The following is a 15,880-nucleotide window of genomic DNA, read 5'->3' as shown; positions in this document are numbered from 1 at the left end:
CGGCTTGCCTGTCGGCCGGTCTGCGGTTGGCGTGCCTGACCAGCTTGCGGCTTCACTCGCTGCCCGGCCTGAGGCTTGGCGCGCCTGCCGAGCGTGCGGCTTGCCTGCTGTCCTGCCTGTGGTTTCGCCCGGCCAGCTTGCGGCTTCACTCGCTGCCCCGGCCTGCGGCTTCGTGCGCCTGCCGAGCGTGCGGCTTGCTTGTTGGCCTGCCTGTGGTTTCGCCCGCTCGCCCGGTTGCGGCTTGCCTGTCGGCCAGCTTGTGGCTTCCGCTCGCCCAGTTTGCGGCTTGCCTGCTGGCGGGCTTGTGGCTTCTGCTCGCCCGGCTTGCGGCTTCGCGCGCCCAGCGAGCGTGCGGCTTGCCTGCCAGCCGGCCTGCGGTTTCATCCGTCCACCCCAGCCTGCGGCTTGCCGCCCACCCGCGGCTTCGCGCGCCCGTCCAGCCGGTGGGCTGCCGCCATCTCGCTCCCCCTACCCAGCCTGCGGGCATTCGTGCCGCCTAGGGCGGCACGGGTGGGCGCTGGGGGTCCCCCCTCTGGGGGAGACACCCCGTAAGCGCCGGGCTGCGCGACCCACCCGGCGTCGGCCCCCACCCCGGCGACCCACCCGGCGTCAGCCACTCGCCCGGCGACCTACCCGGCCTCAGCCCTCACCCCGGCCCCTCCCTGTCACAGCTGATCGACAAACTCCCGGTCGACGCCCCGCCCAGGGTTACCGTGACAACCGGACGTAGACCGCCGAGGTGGGGGAACACCAAAGCATGCGCGCACTGCGAATACTGCTGATCATCGCCGTCATCCTCGGCGGCCTCTTCGTGATCGCCGACCGCATAGCGGTCAACCTCGCCGAGGACGAGGTCGCGGACAAGCTCCGGACCACCGAGAACCTCGCCTCCACCCCCGACGTGTCGATCAAGGGCTTCCCGTTCCTCACCCAGGTCGCCTCTGGAGAGCTCGACGACACCGAGGTGGTCATCAAGGACTACGAGGCCGCCACCGGCACGGACAACGGCAGGATCCGCATCGACGACATCAGGGCGAACTTCAGGGGCGTCGCCTTCTCCGGCGACTACAGCTCCGCGACCGCCGCCACCGCGACCGGCACCGCGACCATCGCGTACGACGAGCTCCTGAAGGCCGCGAAGTCCGAACCGACGCAGATCTTCCCCGGGGTCACCGCGCAGATCGTCGGCCTCGCCGACGGCGGCAACGGCAAGATCAAGGCGAACCTCAAGATCACTGCGCTGGGCAGGTCGACGACGTACCCCGTGCTCAGCACGGTCACCGTCGACGGCGACACCGTGAAGGTGCACGCGGACAACCTGCCGAACCTGGTCGTCGAGGTCGCGGAGGGACAGGTGCGGTCGATCACCGACTTCGAGCAGAAGATCGACGATCTGCCCGGCGGCGTGCAGCTCGACAAGGTCGAGGCGGCGGAGAACGGTGTAGAGGTCGGGGTGAAGGGTTCGAACGTCGAGCTGGCCGGGTAGGACGGCGGTCGGCGGCCCCGGAAGGACGGCGTTCGGCGGACAAGGAGTGTCCGAGGAGCGAGACGACCCGTCCGAACCCCAGCTGTGACGACGGCCACCGGAGCCCGAAACCCGTGCGAACGCGGCCCGGGAGCCGATCTGATCCCACATCCCGGACGATCGCATCTCAAAATACGACACACCGGTGACATGCCCGGCTGTCCGTCCCTACGATCGACCACTATGAAGCGACAGGCGGATCTCACAAAGCGGCGGGCAGTGGACCTGTGCCGCGTTGCCGCCATGCTCTGTCGCCCTTTCTGAGCGGAAGCCCCGAGCGTCCGCATCCCCTCGCCCTGCATCCCAGGGCATCCGTGCGCCGGCTACCGCATGCCCGGGCCGCGCACCCTCACACTCGTACGCCCCGCCGCAACTGCCCCGGAGGAGAAAGAGCATGAGCCGCAGCGACGTCCTGGTCGACGCCGACTGGGTCGAGGCCAACCTCGACAACCCGAACATCGCGATCGTGGAGGTGGACGAAGACACGTCCGCCTACGAGAAGAACCACATCAAGAACGCGATCCGGATCGACTGGACGAAGGACCTGCAGGACCCGGTCCGCCGTGACTTCATCGACCAGGAGGGCTTCGAGAAGCTCCTGTCGGCGAAGGGCATCGCCAACGACACCCTGGTGATCCTCTACGGCGGCAACAACAACTGGTTCGCGTCGTACGCCTACTGGTACTTCAAGCTGTACGGCCACGAGAGCGTCAAGCTCCTCGACGGCGGTCGCAAGAAGTGGGAACTCGACGCCCGCGAGCTGGTCGAGGAGGTGCCCGAGCGCCCCACGACCGACTACAAGGCCAAGGCCCAGGACACCTCGATCCGCGCCTTCCGTGACGACGTGGTCGCCGCGATCGGCAGCCAGAACCTGGTGGACGTCCGTTCCCCCGACGAGTTCAGCGGCAAGCTGCTCGCGCCCGCCCACCTGCCGCAGGAGCAGTCGCAGCGCCCGGGCCACGTCCCGTCCGCCCGCAACATCCCGTGGTCGAAGAACGCCAACGACGACGGCACCTTCAAGTCGGACGACGAGCTCAAGGAGCTCTACGCCGAGGAGCAGGTCGACCTCGCCAAGGACACCATCGCCTACTGCCGCATCGGTGAGCGCTCGGCCCTGACCTGGTTCGTCCTGCACGAGCTGCTCGGTGTCGAGAACGTCAAGAACTACGACGGCTCCTGGACCGAGTACGGCAGCCTCGTCGGCGTCCCGATCGAGCTCGGCGCCAACAAGTAAGCAGACCCAAGTCCCACCCCGACCGGCCTTCCTTCCGGTCAGACCCTTCTGAATCTGGAGAAAGACATGTGTGGAGCGAAGGCCGGCGGCCCGGACGCCTCGACGATCAAGCCCGGTGAGACCACCATCCAGGGCCAGGTGACCCGCGACGGCGAGCCGGTGGTGGGCTACGTCCGCCTCCTGGACTCGACGGGCGAGTTCACCGCGGAGGTCCCCACCTCCGCCACGGGCCAGTTCCGCTTCTACGCGGCCGAGGGCACCTGGACCGTCCGCGCCCTGGTCCCCGGCGGCACCGCCGACCGCACGGTCGTCGCGCAGCAGGGCGGCCTGGCCGAGGTCGCGATCGCCGTCTGAGGCACCCGCTGTCGCTGTCGAAGGGCCGTACCCCCCCGGGGTGCGGCCCTTCGGCATGCGCGGACACGGACCTACCCTGGAGGCATGTACGCACGGCGGCGTCACACGTACTTCGCCATGATGGGCACCTGCATCGCCCTGTTCGTCCTGGCCTGGGGAGTCGTACGCCTCTGGTCGATCCCGGTGGCCGTGGGCATGTGCGTGGTCGCCATGCTGATCCCCCCGGTCGCCGCGATGGTCGCCAACCGGCGAGGCCCGGAGGACCGCTGGTGGGACGACCCGTCCGGCGACCCGAAGTCCGACGACTGGTGGGACGAGCTCGACGGAAAGAAACGGCGTCAGTAGACGAGGGCCTGGGTCTCGTCCCCCAGCGCTTCCTGTACGAAGACCTGCGCGCCCGCGATCCGTACGCCCTCGATGACGTCCTTCTCCGTGATCTCCCGGCGGGCCGCGCACTGGGTGCAGAGCGTCAGCGTGCCGCCGGCGAGGATCGAGTCGAGGAGGTCGGGGAGCGGGGCGGCGTGCGGGAGTTCGAACTCGGCGGCGCGGCCCGGGAGGGCGAACCAGGCGGACTCCCCGGTCAGCCACAGGGAGACGTCGACCCCGCTGGCGACGGCCACCGCCGCCACCGTGAACGCCTGGGAGCAGCGCTCGGGGGCATCGGCCCCCGCCGTCACCTTGATCACGAGCTTCTTCGCCATGCCCGAATCGTAATCAACACGGCTACAACTCAGATCGTTGGCCATGAGTCTCCTGTGCGCGCATACGGAATGCGCGCTTCACGTTCTGTGGGGGGACGTCTTGGAAGTCTCGGAAGTACCTGAAGTACCTGAAGTACCGGTAGCTCCGGAGGCGACCGGAGCACCCGAAGAAGCTCCGGCCGTAACCCCGGCCGTACGACGTCCGCGCCGCCGTGGCCGTACGACACTCCTCATCGCGGCGGCCGCCGTGCTCGGCGCGGTCGCCGGCACCTGCACCGGCTTCGTCGTCCAGGCCGACCGCGAGCCCACCAAGCTGCCGCCGCTGTCCCAGCCCGTCGTCAAGCAGGCCGAGGGCGAGACCGAGCCGCTGTCCGCCGCGCAGGACCGGCGGGTGAAGACGGACGGCGATCTGCGCAAGCTGCTGCTGAAGAAGCCGCGCGGGGCGAAGAAGGCCGACTGGCTGGGTGACGACGACGGCTGGATGGGCGTGGCCGCCTACGCCGACGCCTTCGACAAGCCGGGCGCCGCGTTCGGCGACCTCGTCCACGACGAGTTCCGCCGCGCGGCCGTCACCGGCTGGGAGGAGAGCGGCAATCTCACGGTGTCGATCCGGTTGATCCAGTACCGCCAGGAGGAGGACGTCGCGGCCGAGCGCGCGGCGAGCGACGCGCAGTACTGGGCGGAGGACGAGGACGACACGGACAGCTGGGTCGTTCCCGGCACCGAGGACGGGATGGCGTACGTCCACAACAAGGCCGACACCGAGCCCGGCTATCTGCCGCTCTATGGCGCGGAGGCGCACGCCTGGCGCGGTGACATCGCCGTGGAGGTCTGGGTCTACGACACCAAGCCGATCAGCAAGAAGAAGATCATGGACCTGGCCGAGCGGCAGATGGAGCGGCTGTGAGCGAGATTCCCGAGAGCGCGGCGGTTCCTGAGAGCGCGGCGGTTCCTGAAACCCCCGAGGTCCTTTCCGCTCCCGAAGTCCTCCAGAGCCCCGTCCCGGACGAGGGTCCCGCTCAGCCCGCCAAGAAGCCCGTCCGCCGTGGTCGTGTCGCCGCGATCGCCGGGTCCGTGCTGCTGGCCGGTGCCGTCGTGGCCGGTGTCGGCTTCACCGTCGTGACCGTGGACGACGCCGACCGGGACGCCGGTGCACCGGTCTGGAAGTTCCCGAAGGCGGCCGAGGCGGCCGAGGCGGACGAGGAGAAGGCGGCCACCGCCAAGGGGCTGGCCGGGGTCCTCGTGCCGTACGGGACCGACGGCTGGAACCGGGGCCCGGACCTCGCCGAGTTCGGTTCCGACGCCGAACTCAGCGGTGCCCAGGCGACCGCCCTGCGCAAGGAGTCGCTGAGCGGTCTGCCCCGCACCCAGCGCAAGGAGCTGGAGAAGCGGATCGACAAGCAGCGCATCACCGGCATGGCGATGCGCAGCTACATCAACTCCACGGGCAGCAACGCCAGCGGGCAGGGCGTCTCCGTGGTCAGCATCACGCTGTCCCGGATGGAGAAGAGGGCCGCCGCCAAGGACATCTCGACGTCCCAGAACACCTTCCTCGCCGCCCTGGACGTCTTCCGCAAGGGCCCGGAGATCAAGGGCTTCGAGAACGCCGAGTGCTTCCTGCCGCCCAAGGACGCCGACGAGGACCTCGACATGATGTTCTGCTCCGCCTACCAGGGCGACATCCTGATCAGCGCCACCGCCGACGGCGTCAAGTCACTCGACACCAAGTCGATCGCGGCGCTTCTCGCCGAGCAGCTCGACCGCATCGCAGAGCCGGGGGAGGCCGTATGACCGAGCAGACGCAACCGACGCAGCGGACCGAGGAGACGCAAGCGAGCGCGCAGACACCAGCGAGCGAGCAGGCGCAAGCCAGCGAGCAGGCACAACCGGCGCAGCAGGCCGAGCCGCAGCCCCTCGTGGTGCCGCCCGTGCCCGTGGCGCCCCCGCAGGCCTCGGTCCTTTCGGACCCTCCGGCGCCGAAGGACCGACGGGTCCTGCGGGCCGTCCTGCGCTGGACCGCCGCCGTCGTGGTCTTCGCCGTCGCCGGCGCGGGGACGGCGTACGGCATCACGCGGATGGAGCGGACGGACGTACCGGGACTCGCGACCGAGTCGGACGGGCGCTGGGAGTACCCGGAGATCGTCAAGCCGCCGCTGCCGTCCGGCAGCCCGGCGCCCTTCGCCGAGGAGAACACGGCCGGTACTCACCACGCCGACCTGCGCAAGCTCCTGCTGCCCGCACCCGAGGGCGCGACGGCCGACAAGGCGCTCGACGGGAAGGACGGCTGGCTGGCGACGAAGGACTACCTCGCGGAGTACAAGGACCCGGAGGACCGGGCCGAGATGGCGCAGAAGCTCACGGACCACGGGCTGCGGCACATCGCGGCCCGCGGCTGGAAGACCGACGACGGCACGCACACCCGCGTCTATCTGCTCCAGTTCGACACGGCTGAGATCGCGGACCGGATCTGGCAGCGATTCTCGGGGTCCGACGACGCCCTGTACAACGTGCGCGGCACCGACAGCTCCCAGCTGGACCCGGACTTCCCGGTCGGGGCAGCGGTCGAGAACATCGAGCGCGCCGTCCACGTCGAGGACAAGCCGTACGGCACCGAACAGGTCCGGCACGCCTACCTCGCCGCCGGTGACGTGGTCGCCCTCGTCATCCAGTCCCGCAAAGGCACCGCCGCAGCCGTCCCCTTCCAGCAGACGGTGACGCTGCAGAGCCAGCTGCTCGGCTGAGCGACGGGGGCGCTGAGGCGTACCTCGCGGAGAAGACCGGGCCCCGGCCGACTAAGCTGGGGCCCGGCCCGTGCACCTCCCCCCAGAGGGGGGAACCCAACACTCGCTCAACGTAGGAGCACCAAGTGCTTGAGTACTTCTTCGAAGCTCTGCTCGTCCTGGTCTGCGTCGGCGTCCTCGCCTTCGCCGGGCTGACGGTGAAGAAGCTGTACCAGGGCCAGCGCTGACCCACGTCTAGGAACTGCCTCTCATGATCGAGATCCCGTCCGACCTCCACAAGGACCTCGTCCCGCTCGTCTTCCTGCTCGGCAACTGGGCCGGCGCGGGCGTGCACGACTTCCCCGGCTCCGAGAAGTGCAACTTCGGGCAGGAGGTCACCTTCTCCCACGACGGCCGGGACTTCCTGGAGTACCAGTCCCACACCTGGGTCCTGGACAACGACGGGAACAAGGTCCGTCCGCTGGAGTCCGAGCACGGCTTCTGGCGCGTCGACGCCGACCGCAAGGTCGAGATCACGATGGTCCGCGACGACGGCGTCGTCGAGATCTGGTACGGCGAGCTCGCCAAGCAGAAGCCGCAGATCGACCTGGTCACGGACGCCGTCGCGCGTACCGCGGCCTCGGGCCCGTACACCGGCGGCAAGCGCCTGTACGGCTATGTCAACAGCGATCTGATGTGGGTCGGCGAGAAGCAGACCCCCGAGGTCGAGCTGCGCCCCTACATGTCCGCGCACCTGAAGAAGGTCGTCACCCCGGAGGACGTCGAGCGCTGGGCGAAGGCCCTGCCCGACGACATGCCGGACGACGGGATCGCTTTCTTCAAGTAGTTCTAGACTTCCGGGTGTGGTGAGCACCGACTGGAAGAGTGATCTGCGGCAGCGCGGCTACCGGCTGACCCCGCAGCGGCAACTTGTGCTCGAAGCCGTGGACACCCTTGAGCACGCGACCCCCGACGCCATCCTCACGGAAGTGAAGAAGACGGCGTCGGGGGTCAACATTTCCACGGTCTACCGGACGCTGGAGCTCCTGGAGGAGCTCGGCCTGGTCAGCCATGCCCATCTGGGGCACGGGGCGCCGACGTACCACCTGGCGGACCGCCACCACCACATCCACCTGGTCTGCCGGGACTGCGAGAACGTCATCGAGGCGGACGTCCAGGTGGCGGCGGAGTTCACCGCGAAGCTGCGCTCGGCCTTCGGGTTCGAGACGGACATGAAGCACTTCGCGATCTTCGGCCGCTGCGAGGACTGCTCCAGGAAAGCTTCCCTCAAGGCTTCAACTACCGAGTCGTAGGCTTAGGCATATGAAGAGCCCTCTGCTGTCCCTGCCCGGCGCCGTCCCCGCCGAGGGCGTGGACGAAGGCGTCGCCGCCCACTACGGCGAGCTGTTCCGCGAACAGCGCGCCCTCGCCGACGGCACCGGCTTCGTGGACCTCTCGCACCGTGGCGTTCTCACCGTCACCGGCGAGGACCGCCTCAGCTGGCTGCATCTGCTGCTCACCCAGCATGTCTCCGAGCTGCCCGCCGGCGAGGCCACCGAGGCACTGATCCTCTCCGCCAACGGCCACATCGAGCACGCCCTGTACCTGGTCGACGACGGCGTGACGGTCTGGGCCCATGTCGAGCCCGGCACCCAGGAGGCGCTGATCGCGTACCTGGAGTCGATGAAGTTCTTCTACCGCGTCGAGGTCGCCGACCGCACGGCGGACATCGCGGTCGTCCACCTCCCGGCGGGTTCGATCACCGAGGTGCCGGAGGGCGTCGTCGTACGCGAGACGTCGTACGGCCGCGACCTGTTCCTCCCGCGCGCCGACCTGGAGTCGTACGCCGAGAAGGCGGGCCCGGCGGCCGGCCTGCTGGCCTACGAGGCGCTGCGCGTCGAACACCACCGCCCCCGCCTAGGCTTCGAGACCGACCACCGCACCATCCCGCACGAACTGGGCTGGATCGGAACGGCCGTTCACCTCCAGAAGGGCTGCTACCGGGGCCAGGAGACGGTCGCCCGCGTCCAGAACCTGGGCAAGCCGCCGAGGCGGCTGGTCTTCCTCCACCTGGACGGCAGCGAGGTGCACCTGCCCCCCGCCGGCACCGACATCCGCCTCGCGGACGACGGCCCCGACGGCCGCAAGATCGGCTTCATCACGACATCGGTACGCCACCACGAGCTCGGCCCGGTCGCCCTCGCCCTGGTGAAGCGGAACGTGCCGGTGGAGGCGGCGCTGCTGGCGGACACGACGGCGGCGGCGCAGGAGGTCGTGGTCGAGCCGTAGGCGAGGCGGGCGTCAGCGTGGCACCGCGATCTTTGCCGCGAGCGTGAAGCCCCCACCAGTGATCGTCACGGCGCTGCCGAGTGCCTCCAGCACCCCCGGCATCACGATCAGCACGGTGATGCCGGCAGCCAGCGCCGCGACCACGATGATGACCGCCGTGACCGCGTTCGGCAGCGGAATCCGTGCGATGTCGAGGCCGCCGGCCTGCGGTTGAGTCCCCGGAGACTTGCCTGGATCCGGCCCTGCGGACGGGTGGTGTGTCATGCCGCTTCTCCCTTTGTCGATCACGTCAGCCCAGGTGTTCGGCGAATCACGGACGACGCGGTGACAGCCGCATACTCCGTGATGTTCTGTGCTCCGAGAGATGCCCATTGGCGCGGCCAGTCAACACGCCCCAGATGTACGGGATTTGAGGCCGGAGAACGCAGGGGGCGGTGCTCCCCCGCCTGCGGTACGGAACGTACGACGAAGACCCTGCCGGGATGACCACCCCGGCAGGGCCCGCCGATGTCGAGGGGGCTCGCTGTCACGAGCCCCGCGAGTCGGTGTCCGCTGCCCCGAGAACCTGGCTCACCTGGGCTGACAGGGAGAAGACTGCCGGGTGGCTGAGCGGTCATGTCGACCAATTGGACTGCCAACTCTACTGAGTTGTCCCCACTTGGTCCCTACTCATAAACAAGGAACAAGCACCTTCCCCTCAACCCGTCAGGGATGCGGTGTTGTCCGGGCCGGTGGTTCAGATCTCCAGCAGGACCGTGAACGGGCCGTCATTCGTCAGGGACACCCGCATCTGGGCGCCGAAGCGGCCCGTGGCCACAGTCGCACCGAGAGCGCGAAGCTGGGCGACGACCTCGTCGACCAGCGGCTCGGCGACATCGCCGGGAGCGGCGGCGTTCCACGTGGGCCGGCGCCCCTTGCGCGCATCGCCGTAGAGCGTGAACTGGCTGATGACGAGGAGCGGCGCGTCGATGTCGCTGCAGGACTTCTCGTCGTGCAGCATGCGGATCGACCAGAGTTTGCGGGCGAGTTGGGCGGCCTTCTCCTTGGTGTCCTCGTGGGTGACCCCGACGAGGACGCAGAGCCCTTCGCCGACGATCTCTCCGACGGTCTCACCCTCGACGACGACACTCGCGCCGTCGACCCTCTGTACCACTGCGCGCATGGAACCATCATGCCGGTCGCCGCGAAGTGACCTTTCCTCGGGATTGTTTTTGATCCTTAACCCCCCATCTGGGGCCGATCGGGGGCACTCGGTCACATAGCGGCCACTTGGGGTGGCACGATGCTCACACACGCCGGTCGAGGGGACGGTAGAGGCACATGAGCACACCGAGTACCGGGCAGCAGCCTCCTGGGGCTGCCGTCCGGCCGCCCACGCAGCGCACGGAGGAACCGCGGCTGCCCGCGGACCCGCCCGAGCACGACCTGTCCTCGCTGAGCCTGCCCGAGCTGCGCACCCTGCGCCGGGACGCCCAGCGCGACGAGGCGGACCTCAGCTATGTACGGCGGCTGCTGCAGGGCCGTATCGACATCCTCCGCGCGGAACTGGCCCGCAGGTCGCCCGCGGGGGAGGGTTCGGTGGTCGAGCGGCTCCCGGAGATCCTCACGGACGCCCCGGCCCGCCAGCGCTCCTCCGCCCGCCATGTCACCCTCGGCACCCCCCACAACGAGGAGTACCGCCGCCTCGCCGCCGAGATGCTCGCCGAGGTGGAGCTCTCGGACCTCCAGGCCCGTACGGATGTGGAGCTGAGCACCGCGATGGGGCGGCTCGTGCGGTACGAGCAGCAGGTCTCCCGGCGCCGGCAGCGGCTGCAGGAGACGACGGACGAGTGCAGCGGCGAGATCGCGCGGCGATACCGGGAGGGGGAGGCGCAGGTGGACGACCTGTTGATCTGAATCCCGGCGCCTTCGACACCGGCCGGGGGCGAGGCCGGCCGGGACGACACCGGCCGGGTGAAGCGCGTGGCCGGGGCCAAGGCGAACGAACGAGCGGGCGCCGCCCGTGTGGTCGACGCCCTGCTGCGTACGTCCGGGCGGCCTCGGTGCCCGGGCGTGTTCTGAGGCTCCTTCCCGTCGGTGACAGGGGACGAATCCGTAGCTGTTGCTCTGTATCCGTGTATCCGTGTATCCGTAGCTGTGCTCTGTCTTGCCGATGTTGAGTTGTGGCTGTGCGACGGCGGTCTTCAGTTGTCGGTGTGGAGTTGTGGCTGTACCGACCGACCGGGCTCTCGGCTCCCCTCCGGAAGAGAGCCCGGCCGGCTGGGCTGAACGGACTTGGGCGGTCCGTCAGCCGGACTGGGCGAGCAGCATCACGAGGATCGCCGCTCCGATGCCGCCGACCATGGTGCTCTTTGCCTTGATGCCGACGGTGAGAAGGATGAAGGCGATGATGCCCATCGGCCCCCATTTCCACTGGATGAGCTGCTCGAATCCGATGGCGAGGGCGGCGATGGCGATGGCGAGCGGCATGACGATCCCCCCTGGTTGAAGCAAGACGAATGACTTGGCTTGGTGGCACCAACCCCTTTGAAGTTTGACCATGTTCTGCAAGTTGGTGGCCAACTTCACCGTAGTTATCTCCGCTTGGAGACGTCTCATAACCACCTTCTCCTTAACTGCCCAAAGATGGCGGGAAGTTGTAGTGTTTGGTTGTGGACCCGAAACACGCCTCCGTCAATGGACGGGAGAGGTCACAGCGGCCACACACGTCACATCGTGAGGTGGCCGACGAGCTGCGTTCCCGGATCCGGTCCGGTGAGCTGCGGCCGGGTCAGCGCATGCCCACTCAGGCCAGGCTGGCCAGCGAGTTCGGTGTGGAGCGCGGGGCGGTCCGGCAGGCCCTGCGCATCCTGCAGTCCGAGCATCTGCTCACCAACGTGTCCAAGGGCAGCCCCGCCACCGTCGCCCCTGACCTCGGCAGGGCGCTGACCGGCCCCGGAGCCCCGCCGCTGCCCACGATGGTGGCCCTCGCCCCGCGTATCGCCGCCGCTTTCGCGGCCCCGCACGTGGAGATCGACGCCCTCTGTCTGACCTCGGTCTCCTTCAACCTCGCCCTCGGCGAACCGCTGCGCCAGATTCACGCCGGACGGCTGAAACCGGCCAAGATCGACGTACGCATCCTGCTGCCGAGCCGGGACATCGACCTCGCCTTCCCGGCCCCGGTCGACCCCTCGATGGACGGCCGGCTGCAACGCCGCTGGCTGGCCCAGCGCAACGCCCAGGGACACGTACTGCGCCACAATCTGCAGGCACTGCGCTCCACGCACGGCATCGACGTACAGGTCACCTTCCGCGCCCTGCCCTTCACCCCGCCCGTGAAGCTGTACCTGCTCAACAACACCGAGGCGCTCTTCGCGTACTACACCCTCACCAAGCGCGAGGAGCAGATCGACCACGAGTACCTGCAGATGTACGACGCCGAGGGCACCCAGTCGATGCTGTTCGCCTTCGACCAGGGCGCCGGGCTGCGGGACACGACCTTTGTCGAGCAGTCCCACCTGTGGTTCAACGCACTGTGGGAGACGATCAGTTCGGAGCTGACGCTCACGATCTGAAGGTCTCCCACAGTGGCGGATCCGGGCGACGCCGTTTCCTCATAGGGCGGGCCCCGCGACGAGGAGGGCCAGCATCACGGCCCCGACGGAGCTCATCGCCGGGCTCTTGGCCCTGATGCCGATGCTGAGCAGCAGCAGACCGAGGATGCCGGCGGCGCCGTACTTCCACTGGAGGGTCTGCTCGACGCCGACGACGAAGATGGCGGAGAGGAGGTAGAGAGCAGGCATTGGTGGTTCCCCCTTGAGACTTGAGGCGGGCGCCCGGGGCGGTCGGACGCTGGGGGTCGGGCTCTGGTGCTGGGCGATGAGGAGGCAAAACTTCCGCCAACTGGACCAAGTTGGCAACCAACTCTGCTTGAGTTGTACCCACTTGGTCCATGCTCGGAAACAACTTACAAACAACTCCCGATAGATGGATGGGAGTTGTAGCGTTTGGTCGTGACCAGGGGAAGGTAACGAAGACCGTGGCGGAGAACCTGGCGAAGACCGTGGCGAAGACCGTGGTGGAGAACTTGGCGGAGAACGTGGCAGTGAACGGCAGCAGAAAGCTCTCGCCCCAGGAGATCGCCGAGATCCTGCGGGAACGCATCCGCGTCGGAGACCTCAAGGCGGGAGACCGCCTGCCCACCCAGGCCGAGCTGGCGGAGGAGTTCGGCGTGGAACGCGGCACCGTCCGCCAGGCCCTGCGGGCACTGCAGGAGGACGGTCTGCTCAGTAACGTGAGCAAGGGGAGCCCACCGCGGATCGCGGAGCCGGCGCCGGTGCGGGGGGCTCCGCAGCCGACGATGGTGGGGTTGGCACCGCGGATGGCGGAGGCCTTCGCGGCGGAGCACGTACGCGTGGACGTGGTCTGCCACACCTCCGAGACGCTGATGGTGGCACTCGGCGACTCCCTGCGCCGCATCCACGAGGGCAGGCTGCGCCCCGAATCGATCGACTTCCGCGTCCTGCTTCCGGGCCGGGACATCAACCTGGCCTTCCCCGTCCTGGTCGACGGCGGCGGCGAGGCGGACCCGGTCCACCAGCGCTGGCTGGAGATGCGCAACGCCCAGGCCCACGTACTGAAGTACAACCTCAACGCCGTCCGCGGCACCCACGGCATCGACGTCCGCGTCACCTTCCGCGCCCTCCCCTTCACCCCACCCGTGAAGATGTACCTGCTCAACGGGGAGGAAGTGCTCCTCGGCTACTACATGCTCGAGAAGCGCGAGGAGGAGTACGAGAGCCAGACCCTGGAGATGTACGACGCCCTCGGCTCCCAGTCCGTCCTCTTCTCCTTCGTCAAGACGGCCAGCCAGCGCGACGAGGCCTTCGTCGAGGAATCCCAGAAGTGGTTCGACGCCCTCTGGGAAACCATCACGACGGACCTGACACTCTCCTAGTGACCTCTGATACGACGCAGACTGAAGCGGTGACAGCAGAACTCGAGGAACTCAGCGAACTGATCAGCCGCGCCCGAGTCGTCCTGTGGGACTTCGACGGGCCGATCTGCCGCCTGTTCGCCGGGCACTCGGCGGAACGCGTGGCGAGGGAACTGGTCGAGTGGCTGGAGAGCCGGGGCCTGCACGGCCTGGTGACGGAGGACGAACGGGAGTCCCTCGACCCCCACGTCGTCCTGCGCGCCGTCGATCTCCGCCACCCCGGCAGCGACCTCGTCGCGGAGCTGGAGGAACGTCTCACCCAGGAGGAACTCCACGCTGCGTCCTCGGCGATGCCGACGGCGTACGCGGACCCGCTCATACGCACCTGGACGGCGGTCGGTTCGCGGCTGGCGATCGCGACGAACAACTCTCCCCGGGTCGTCCGCAGATACCTTTCCTCCCGGGGTCTGACATCCTGCTTCACCCCCCATATCTACGGCCGCACCCAGGATCTCCACCGCCTCAAGCCCGACCCCCACTGCCTGAACCGCGCCCTGAACGCGATGGGCGCGGCCCCTTCGTCCGCCTTGATGATCGGCGACAGCGATACCGACTATGAGGCCGCCCGGAGCGCGGGGGTTCCGTTCCTCGGCTACGCGCGTAACGCGCGCAAGGAGAAGCTGTTGCGGGACGCGGGCGCCGAAGTGGTGGTGAACTCACTGGACGACGTGCGGACCGTGCTGCTGAGCGGCTACTGACGGGGCTCAGGCCTGCAACATCAGCAGGGCGAAGACCACGGCGCCTGCGGACAGACATGCCGTGTTGCGTGCCCTGAGGCCTACCCCCAGGAGGAAGAGGCACAGCACGCCGAGTGCTCCGAACCTCGACTGGAATAACTGGTCCAGACTCGGGAGGAGAACTGTGACCAGCAGTTGAACCACGACCATGACCGCCCCCATCTACCGCCTACGGAGAAGCTCTCAACTACCCGCCCAATTGGGCTAGTTACTTGTGGGTGGCTTGCCCGGTCTGACTGATCCCTTAACCAACTGGCCAGTCAGGTGACAGGATTGGCTGGAGATTGGTTTGCCAGTGGACGGCAGGCGGTACGGTCAAAGGGTGGACGCGCGGGAGAGCAGTGGCAGCGGTGCCAAGGAGTTCCAGCGGGTGGCCCAGGCGCTGCGCACCCGGATCGCCGATGGGACGTATCCGTTGTCGTCCTACCTGCCGCCGCAACGGGAGCTCGTTACGGAGTTCGGAGTCTCGCGGGACACCATTCAGCGAGCGCTGCGGGACCTGGCCGAGGAGGAGCTGATCCTTTCGCGTCAGGGGAGTGGCTCCCGGGTGCTCAAGGTCCCGCCTGTTCAGTCGTCGGCGCCAACGGTGGCCGGGTTGCGACGCGGAGTTGACCTGCGACGTGTCATCAGTTCGGCCTTCGAGGCGCGCGAAGTCACCATGGACGTCTACACGTTGACGTCGGAATCGCTTCAAGCGCACCTGTATTTCCAGGTGGAGCGCATCTATGCCCGTGAGATCACCCCGGAACGCATCGCTCTGCGGCTGCTGCTGCCAGACGCCGGGGTGCCGCTGCCGTACCCGAGGGTGAAGGGTGACAAGGAAGATCAGCGTCTGCAGGAGCGGCTGCGGGCCATGAGTCGTCGGCATACCGCTTCGCTGCGCGGGTCGTTCAATGATCTACGGACCCAGGGACTGGTGCCAATCGTTGATCTCGAGATCCGGCACACTCCAATGGTCCCCCCGTTCAAGCTCTACCTCATGAACGGCGTCGAAGCGCTCCACGGCATGTACAACGTGATTGAGCGTCAGATCGAGTTGGCTGACGGCGAGGTGGTCACCGCGCTGGACGTCCTGGGGGTCAGTGCGACGATGACACACCATGTGAAGGACGAGGACGCGTACTCACCGGGGTCCGTCTTCGTGGGCAGCATGCAGGCCTGGTTCAACTCGGTCTGGACCAATCTCTCCGAATAGAGCCCGAACGGTGACCGAGACGCATGGTTCGGTGCGCTAACATTCCCGCACCGCTGAGCAATCGCTCTGTTCCGCGCGTATGGACGTGGCAAAGAGCCAATCTCGCACGACCCGACGAACGTAAACGTGGCAAAACCACTCGTTATGGCT

At 68.0% G+C, this 15,880-nt stretch carries 20 protein-coding genes; 15 read left to right on the top strand and 5 right to left on the bottom strand.

Annotated elements, in window-relative coordinates:
- Nucleotides 1–757: 757 nt before the first annotated feature.
- From PH203_RS44255 to PH203_RS44240, 4 genes are all read left to right on the top strand, one after another.
- Nucleotides 758–1,486 carry a DUF2993 domain-containing protein gene (locus PH203_RS44255; protein ID WP_289928042.1) on the top strand — a complete coding sequence of 243 codons (729 nt, stop codon included), beginning with the start codon at nucleotides 758–760 and terminating at the stop codon, nucleotides 1,484–1,486.
- A gap of 433 nt (nucleotides 1,487–1,919) precedes the next feature.
- Nucleotides 1,920–2,759 (top strand): sulfurtransferase, encoded by an 840-nt coding sequence (locus tag PH203_RS44250; protein ID WP_289928040.1) that lies wholly within the window; start codon nucleotides 1,920–1,922, stop codon nucleotides 2,757–2,759.
- A 66-nt stretch (nucleotides 2,760–2,825) separates the two neighbouring features.
- Nucleotides 2,826–3,113, top strand: coding sequence for a DUF1416 domain-containing protein (locus tag PH203_RS44245; protein ID WP_007382995.1), 288 nt, complete (start codon nucleotides 2,826–2,828; stop codon nucleotides 3,111–3,113).
- Between the two features lie 84 nt (nucleotides 3,114–3,197).
- Complete coding sequence (locus tag PH203_RS44240) at nucleotides 3,198–3,458, top strand: DUF3099 domain-containing protein (RefSeq protein ID WP_289928036.1); 261 nt, start codon at nucleotides 3,198–3,200, stop codon at nucleotides 3,456–3,458.
- Here PH203_RS44240 and PH203_RS44235 read toward each other — a convergent pair.
- Nucleotides 3,452–3,814 (bottom strand): DsrE family protein, encoded by a 363-nt coding sequence (locus PH203_RS44235; RefSeq protein WP_289928034.1) that lies wholly within the window; start codon nucleotides 3,812–3,814, stop codon nucleotides 3,452–3,454. The genes PH203_RS44240 and PH203_RS44235 overlap by 7 nt on opposite strands.
- 100 nt (nucleotides 3,815–3,914) lie before the next feature.
- Between PH203_RS44235 and PH203_RS44230 the strand changes: the two genes are divergently transcribed.
- The 6 genes from PH203_RS44230 to PH203_RS44205 all read left to right on the top strand — a co-directional run bounded on the left by PH203_RS44230 (nucleotide 3,915) and on the right by PH203_RS44205 (nucleotide 8,823).
- On the top strand, nucleotides 3,915–4,721 hold the full coding sequence (locus tag PH203_RS44230) for a hypothetical protein (RefSeq protein ID WP_289928033.1): 807 nt from the start codon (nucleotides 3,915–3,917) through the stop codon (nucleotides 4,719–4,721).
- Nucleotides 4,718–5,605, top strand: coding sequence for a hypothetical protein (locus tag PH203_RS44225; RefSeq protein WP_289928032.1), 888 nt, complete (start codon nucleotides 4,718–4,720; stop codon nucleotides 5,603–5,605). Before PH203_RS44230 ends, PH203_RS44225 begins: the two co-directional genes overlap by 4 nt.
- Nucleotides 5,602–6,555, top strand: a complete 954-nt coding sequence (locus PH203_RS44220) for a hypothetical protein (RefSeq protein ID WP_289928031.1) — start codon at nucleotides 5,602–5,604, stop codon at nucleotides 6,553–6,555. Before PH203_RS44225 ends, PH203_RS44220 begins: the two co-directional genes overlap by 4 nt.
- A gap of 250 nt (nucleotides 6,556–6,805) precedes the next feature.
- A complete protein-coding gene (locus PH203_RS44215) occupies nucleotides 6,806–7,381 on the top strand; it encodes an FABP family protein (protein ID WP_289928029.1) in 576 nt (191 codons plus the stop codon).
- Nucleotides 7,382–7,397: 16 nt separating this feature from the next.
- Nucleotides 7,398–7,847, top strand: a complete 450-nt coding sequence (locus tag PH203_RS44210; RefSeq protein ID WP_289928027.1) for a transcriptional repressor — start codon at nucleotides 7,398–7,400, stop codon at nucleotides 7,845–7,847.
- A 10-nt stretch (nucleotides 7,848–7,857) separates the two neighbouring features.
- Complete coding sequence (locus PH203_RS44205; protein WP_289928025.1) at nucleotides 7,858–8,823, top strand: folate-binding protein; 966 nt, start codon at nucleotides 7,858–7,860, stop codon at nucleotides 8,821–8,823.
- 12 nt (nucleotides 8,824–8,835) lie between these two features.
- Here the strand turns inward: PH203_RS44205 and PH203_RS44200 are convergent, their stop codons facing one another.
- Together PH203_RS44200 and dtd are read right to left on the bottom strand one after the other, a co-directional pair.
- The gene (locus PH203_RS44200) at nucleotides 8,836–9,111 is read right to left on the bottom strand and encodes a hypothetical protein (RefSeq protein WP_289928023.1); all 276 of its coding nucleotides are present in this window, start codon (nucleotides 9,109–9,111) and stop codon (nucleotides 8,836–8,838) included.
- A gap of 448 nt (nucleotides 9,112–9,559) precedes the next feature.
- On the bottom strand, nucleotides 9,560–9,985 hold the full coding sequence (dtd, locus tag PH203_RS44195; protein WP_289928021.1) for a D-aminoacyl-tRNA deacylase: 426 nt from the start codon (nucleotides 9,983–9,985) through the stop codon (nucleotides 9,560–9,562).
- Nucleotides 9,986–10,143: 158 nt separating this feature from the next.
- Here dtd and PH203_RS44190 point away from each other — a divergent pair, with 158 nt between their 5' ends.
- Nucleotides 10,144–10,719 (top strand): aerial mycelium formation protein, encoded by a 576-nt coding sequence (locus PH203_RS44190; RefSeq protein ID WP_289928020.1) that lies wholly within the window; start codon nucleotides 10,144–10,146, stop codon nucleotides 10,717–10,719.
- Nucleotides 10,720–11,109: 390 nt separating this feature from the next.
- Here the strand turns inward: PH203_RS44190 and PH203_RS44185 are convergent, their stop codons facing one another.
- The gene (locus PH203_RS44185) at nucleotides 11,110–11,292 is read right to left on the bottom strand and encodes a hypothetical protein (RefSeq protein WP_266825338.1); all 183 of its coding nucleotides are present in this window, start codon (nucleotides 11,290–11,292) and stop codon (nucleotides 11,110–11,112) included.
- A gap of 176 nt (nucleotides 11,293–11,468) precedes the next feature.
- Here PH203_RS44185 and PH203_RS44180 point away from each other — a divergent pair, with 176 nt between their 5' ends.
- Nucleotides 11,469–12,377, top strand: a complete 909-nt coding sequence (locus PH203_RS44180; RefSeq protein ID WP_289928016.1) for a GntR family transcriptional regulator — start codon at nucleotides 11,469–11,471, stop codon at nucleotides 12,375–12,377.
- 39 nt (nucleotides 12,378–12,416) lie between these two features.
- On the opposite strand, the gene PH203_RS44175 is transcribed toward PH203_RS44180, so the two are convergent.
- Nucleotides 12,417–12,605 carry a hypothetical protein gene (locus PH203_RS44175; RefSeq protein ID WP_289928014.1) on the bottom strand — a complete coding sequence of 63 codons (189 nt, stop codon included), beginning with the start codon at nucleotides 12,603–12,605 and terminating at the stop codon, nucleotides 12,417–12,419.
- Nucleotides 12,606–12,907: 302 nt separating this feature from the next.
- On the opposite strand from PH203_RS44175, the gene PH203_RS44170 reads away from it, so the two are divergent.
- The 3 genes from PH203_RS44170 (at nucleotide 12,908) to PH203_RS44160 (ending at nucleotide 15,730) form a co-directional block, all read left to right on the top strand.
- Nucleotides 12,908–13,759 (top strand): winged helix-turn-helix domain-containing protein, encoded by an 852-nt coding sequence (locus PH203_RS44170; protein ID WP_289928131.1) that lies wholly within the window; start codon nucleotides 12,908–12,910, stop codon nucleotides 13,757–13,759.
- Complete coding sequence (locus PH203_RS44165; RefSeq protein ID WP_289928011.1) at nucleotides 13,759–14,496, top strand: HAD family hydrolase; 738 nt, start codon at nucleotides 13,759–13,761, stop codon at nucleotides 14,494–14,496. Before PH203_RS44170 ends, PH203_RS44165 begins: the two co-directional genes overlap by 1 nt.
- A 361-nt stretch (nucleotides 14,497–14,857) precedes the next feature.
- Nucleotides 14,858–15,730 carry a GntR family transcriptional regulator gene (locus tag PH203_RS44160; protein WP_289928009.1) on the top strand — a complete coding sequence of 291 codons (873 nt, stop codon included), beginning with the start codon at nucleotides 14,858–14,860 and terminating at the stop codon, nucleotides 15,728–15,730.
- Nucleotides 15,731–15,880 lie beyond the last annotated feature (150 nt).

This window comes from Streptomyces sp. S.PB5 (assembly GCF_030403745.1).
GTDB lineage: Bacteria > Actinomycetota > Actinomycetes > Streptomycetales > Streptomycetaceae > Streptomyces.
The sequence above is the reverse complement of the archived record's forward strand: the minus strand, read 5'-3'. Positions and strand labels throughout refer to the sequence as shown.

Bases quoted from the DNA above. Each gene is read 5' to 3' on its own strand.
- PH203_RS44215 (WP_289928029.1), top strand. From the start codon at position 6,806: ATGATCGAGATCCCGTCCGACCTCCACAAGGACCTCGTCCCGCTCGTC.
- PH203_RS44255 (WP_289928042.1), top strand. From the start codon at position 758: ATGCGCGCACTGCGAATACTGCTGATCATCGCCGTCATCCTCGGCGGC.
- dtd (WP_289928021.1), bottom strand. From the start codon at position 9,985: ATGCGCGCAGTGGTACAGAGGGTCGACGGCGCGAGTGTCGTCGTCGAG.
- PH203_RS44190 (WP_289928020.1), top strand. From the start codon at position 10,144: ATGAGCACACCGAGTACCGGGCAGCAGCCTCCTGGGGCTGCCGTCCGG.
- PH203_RS44220 (WP_289928031.1), top strand. From the start codon at position 5,602: ATGACCGAGCAGACGCAACCGACGCAGCGGACCGAGGAGACGCAAGCG.
- PH203_RS44245 (WP_007382995.1), top strand. From the start codon at position 2,826: ATGTGTGGAGCGAAGGCCGGCGGCCCGGACGCCTCGACGATCAAGCCC.
- PH203_RS44185 (WP_266825338.1), bottom strand. From the start codon at position 11,292: ATGCCGCTCGCCATCGCCATCGCCGCCCTCGCCATCGGATTCGAGCAG.
- PH203_RS44240 (WP_289928036.1), top strand. From the start codon at position 3,198: ATGTACGCACGGCGGCGTCACACGTACTTCGCCATGATGGGCACCTGC.
- PH203_RS44175 (WP_289928014.1), bottom strand. From the start codon at position 12,605: ATGCCTGCTCTCTACCTCCTCTCCGCCATCTTCGTCGTCGGCGTCGAG.
- PH203_RS44205 (WP_289928025.1), top strand. From the start codon at position 7,858: ATGAAGAGCCCTCTGCTGTCCCTGCCCGGCGCCGTCCCCGCCGAGGGC.
- PH203_RS44250 (WP_289928040.1), top strand. From the start codon at position 1,920: ATGAGCCGCAGCGACGTCCTGGTCGACGCCGACTGGGTCGAGGCCAAC.
- PH203_RS44235 (WP_289928034.1), bottom strand. From the start codon at position 3,814: ATGGCGAAGAAGCTCGTGATCAAGGTGACGGCGGGGGCCGATGCCCCC.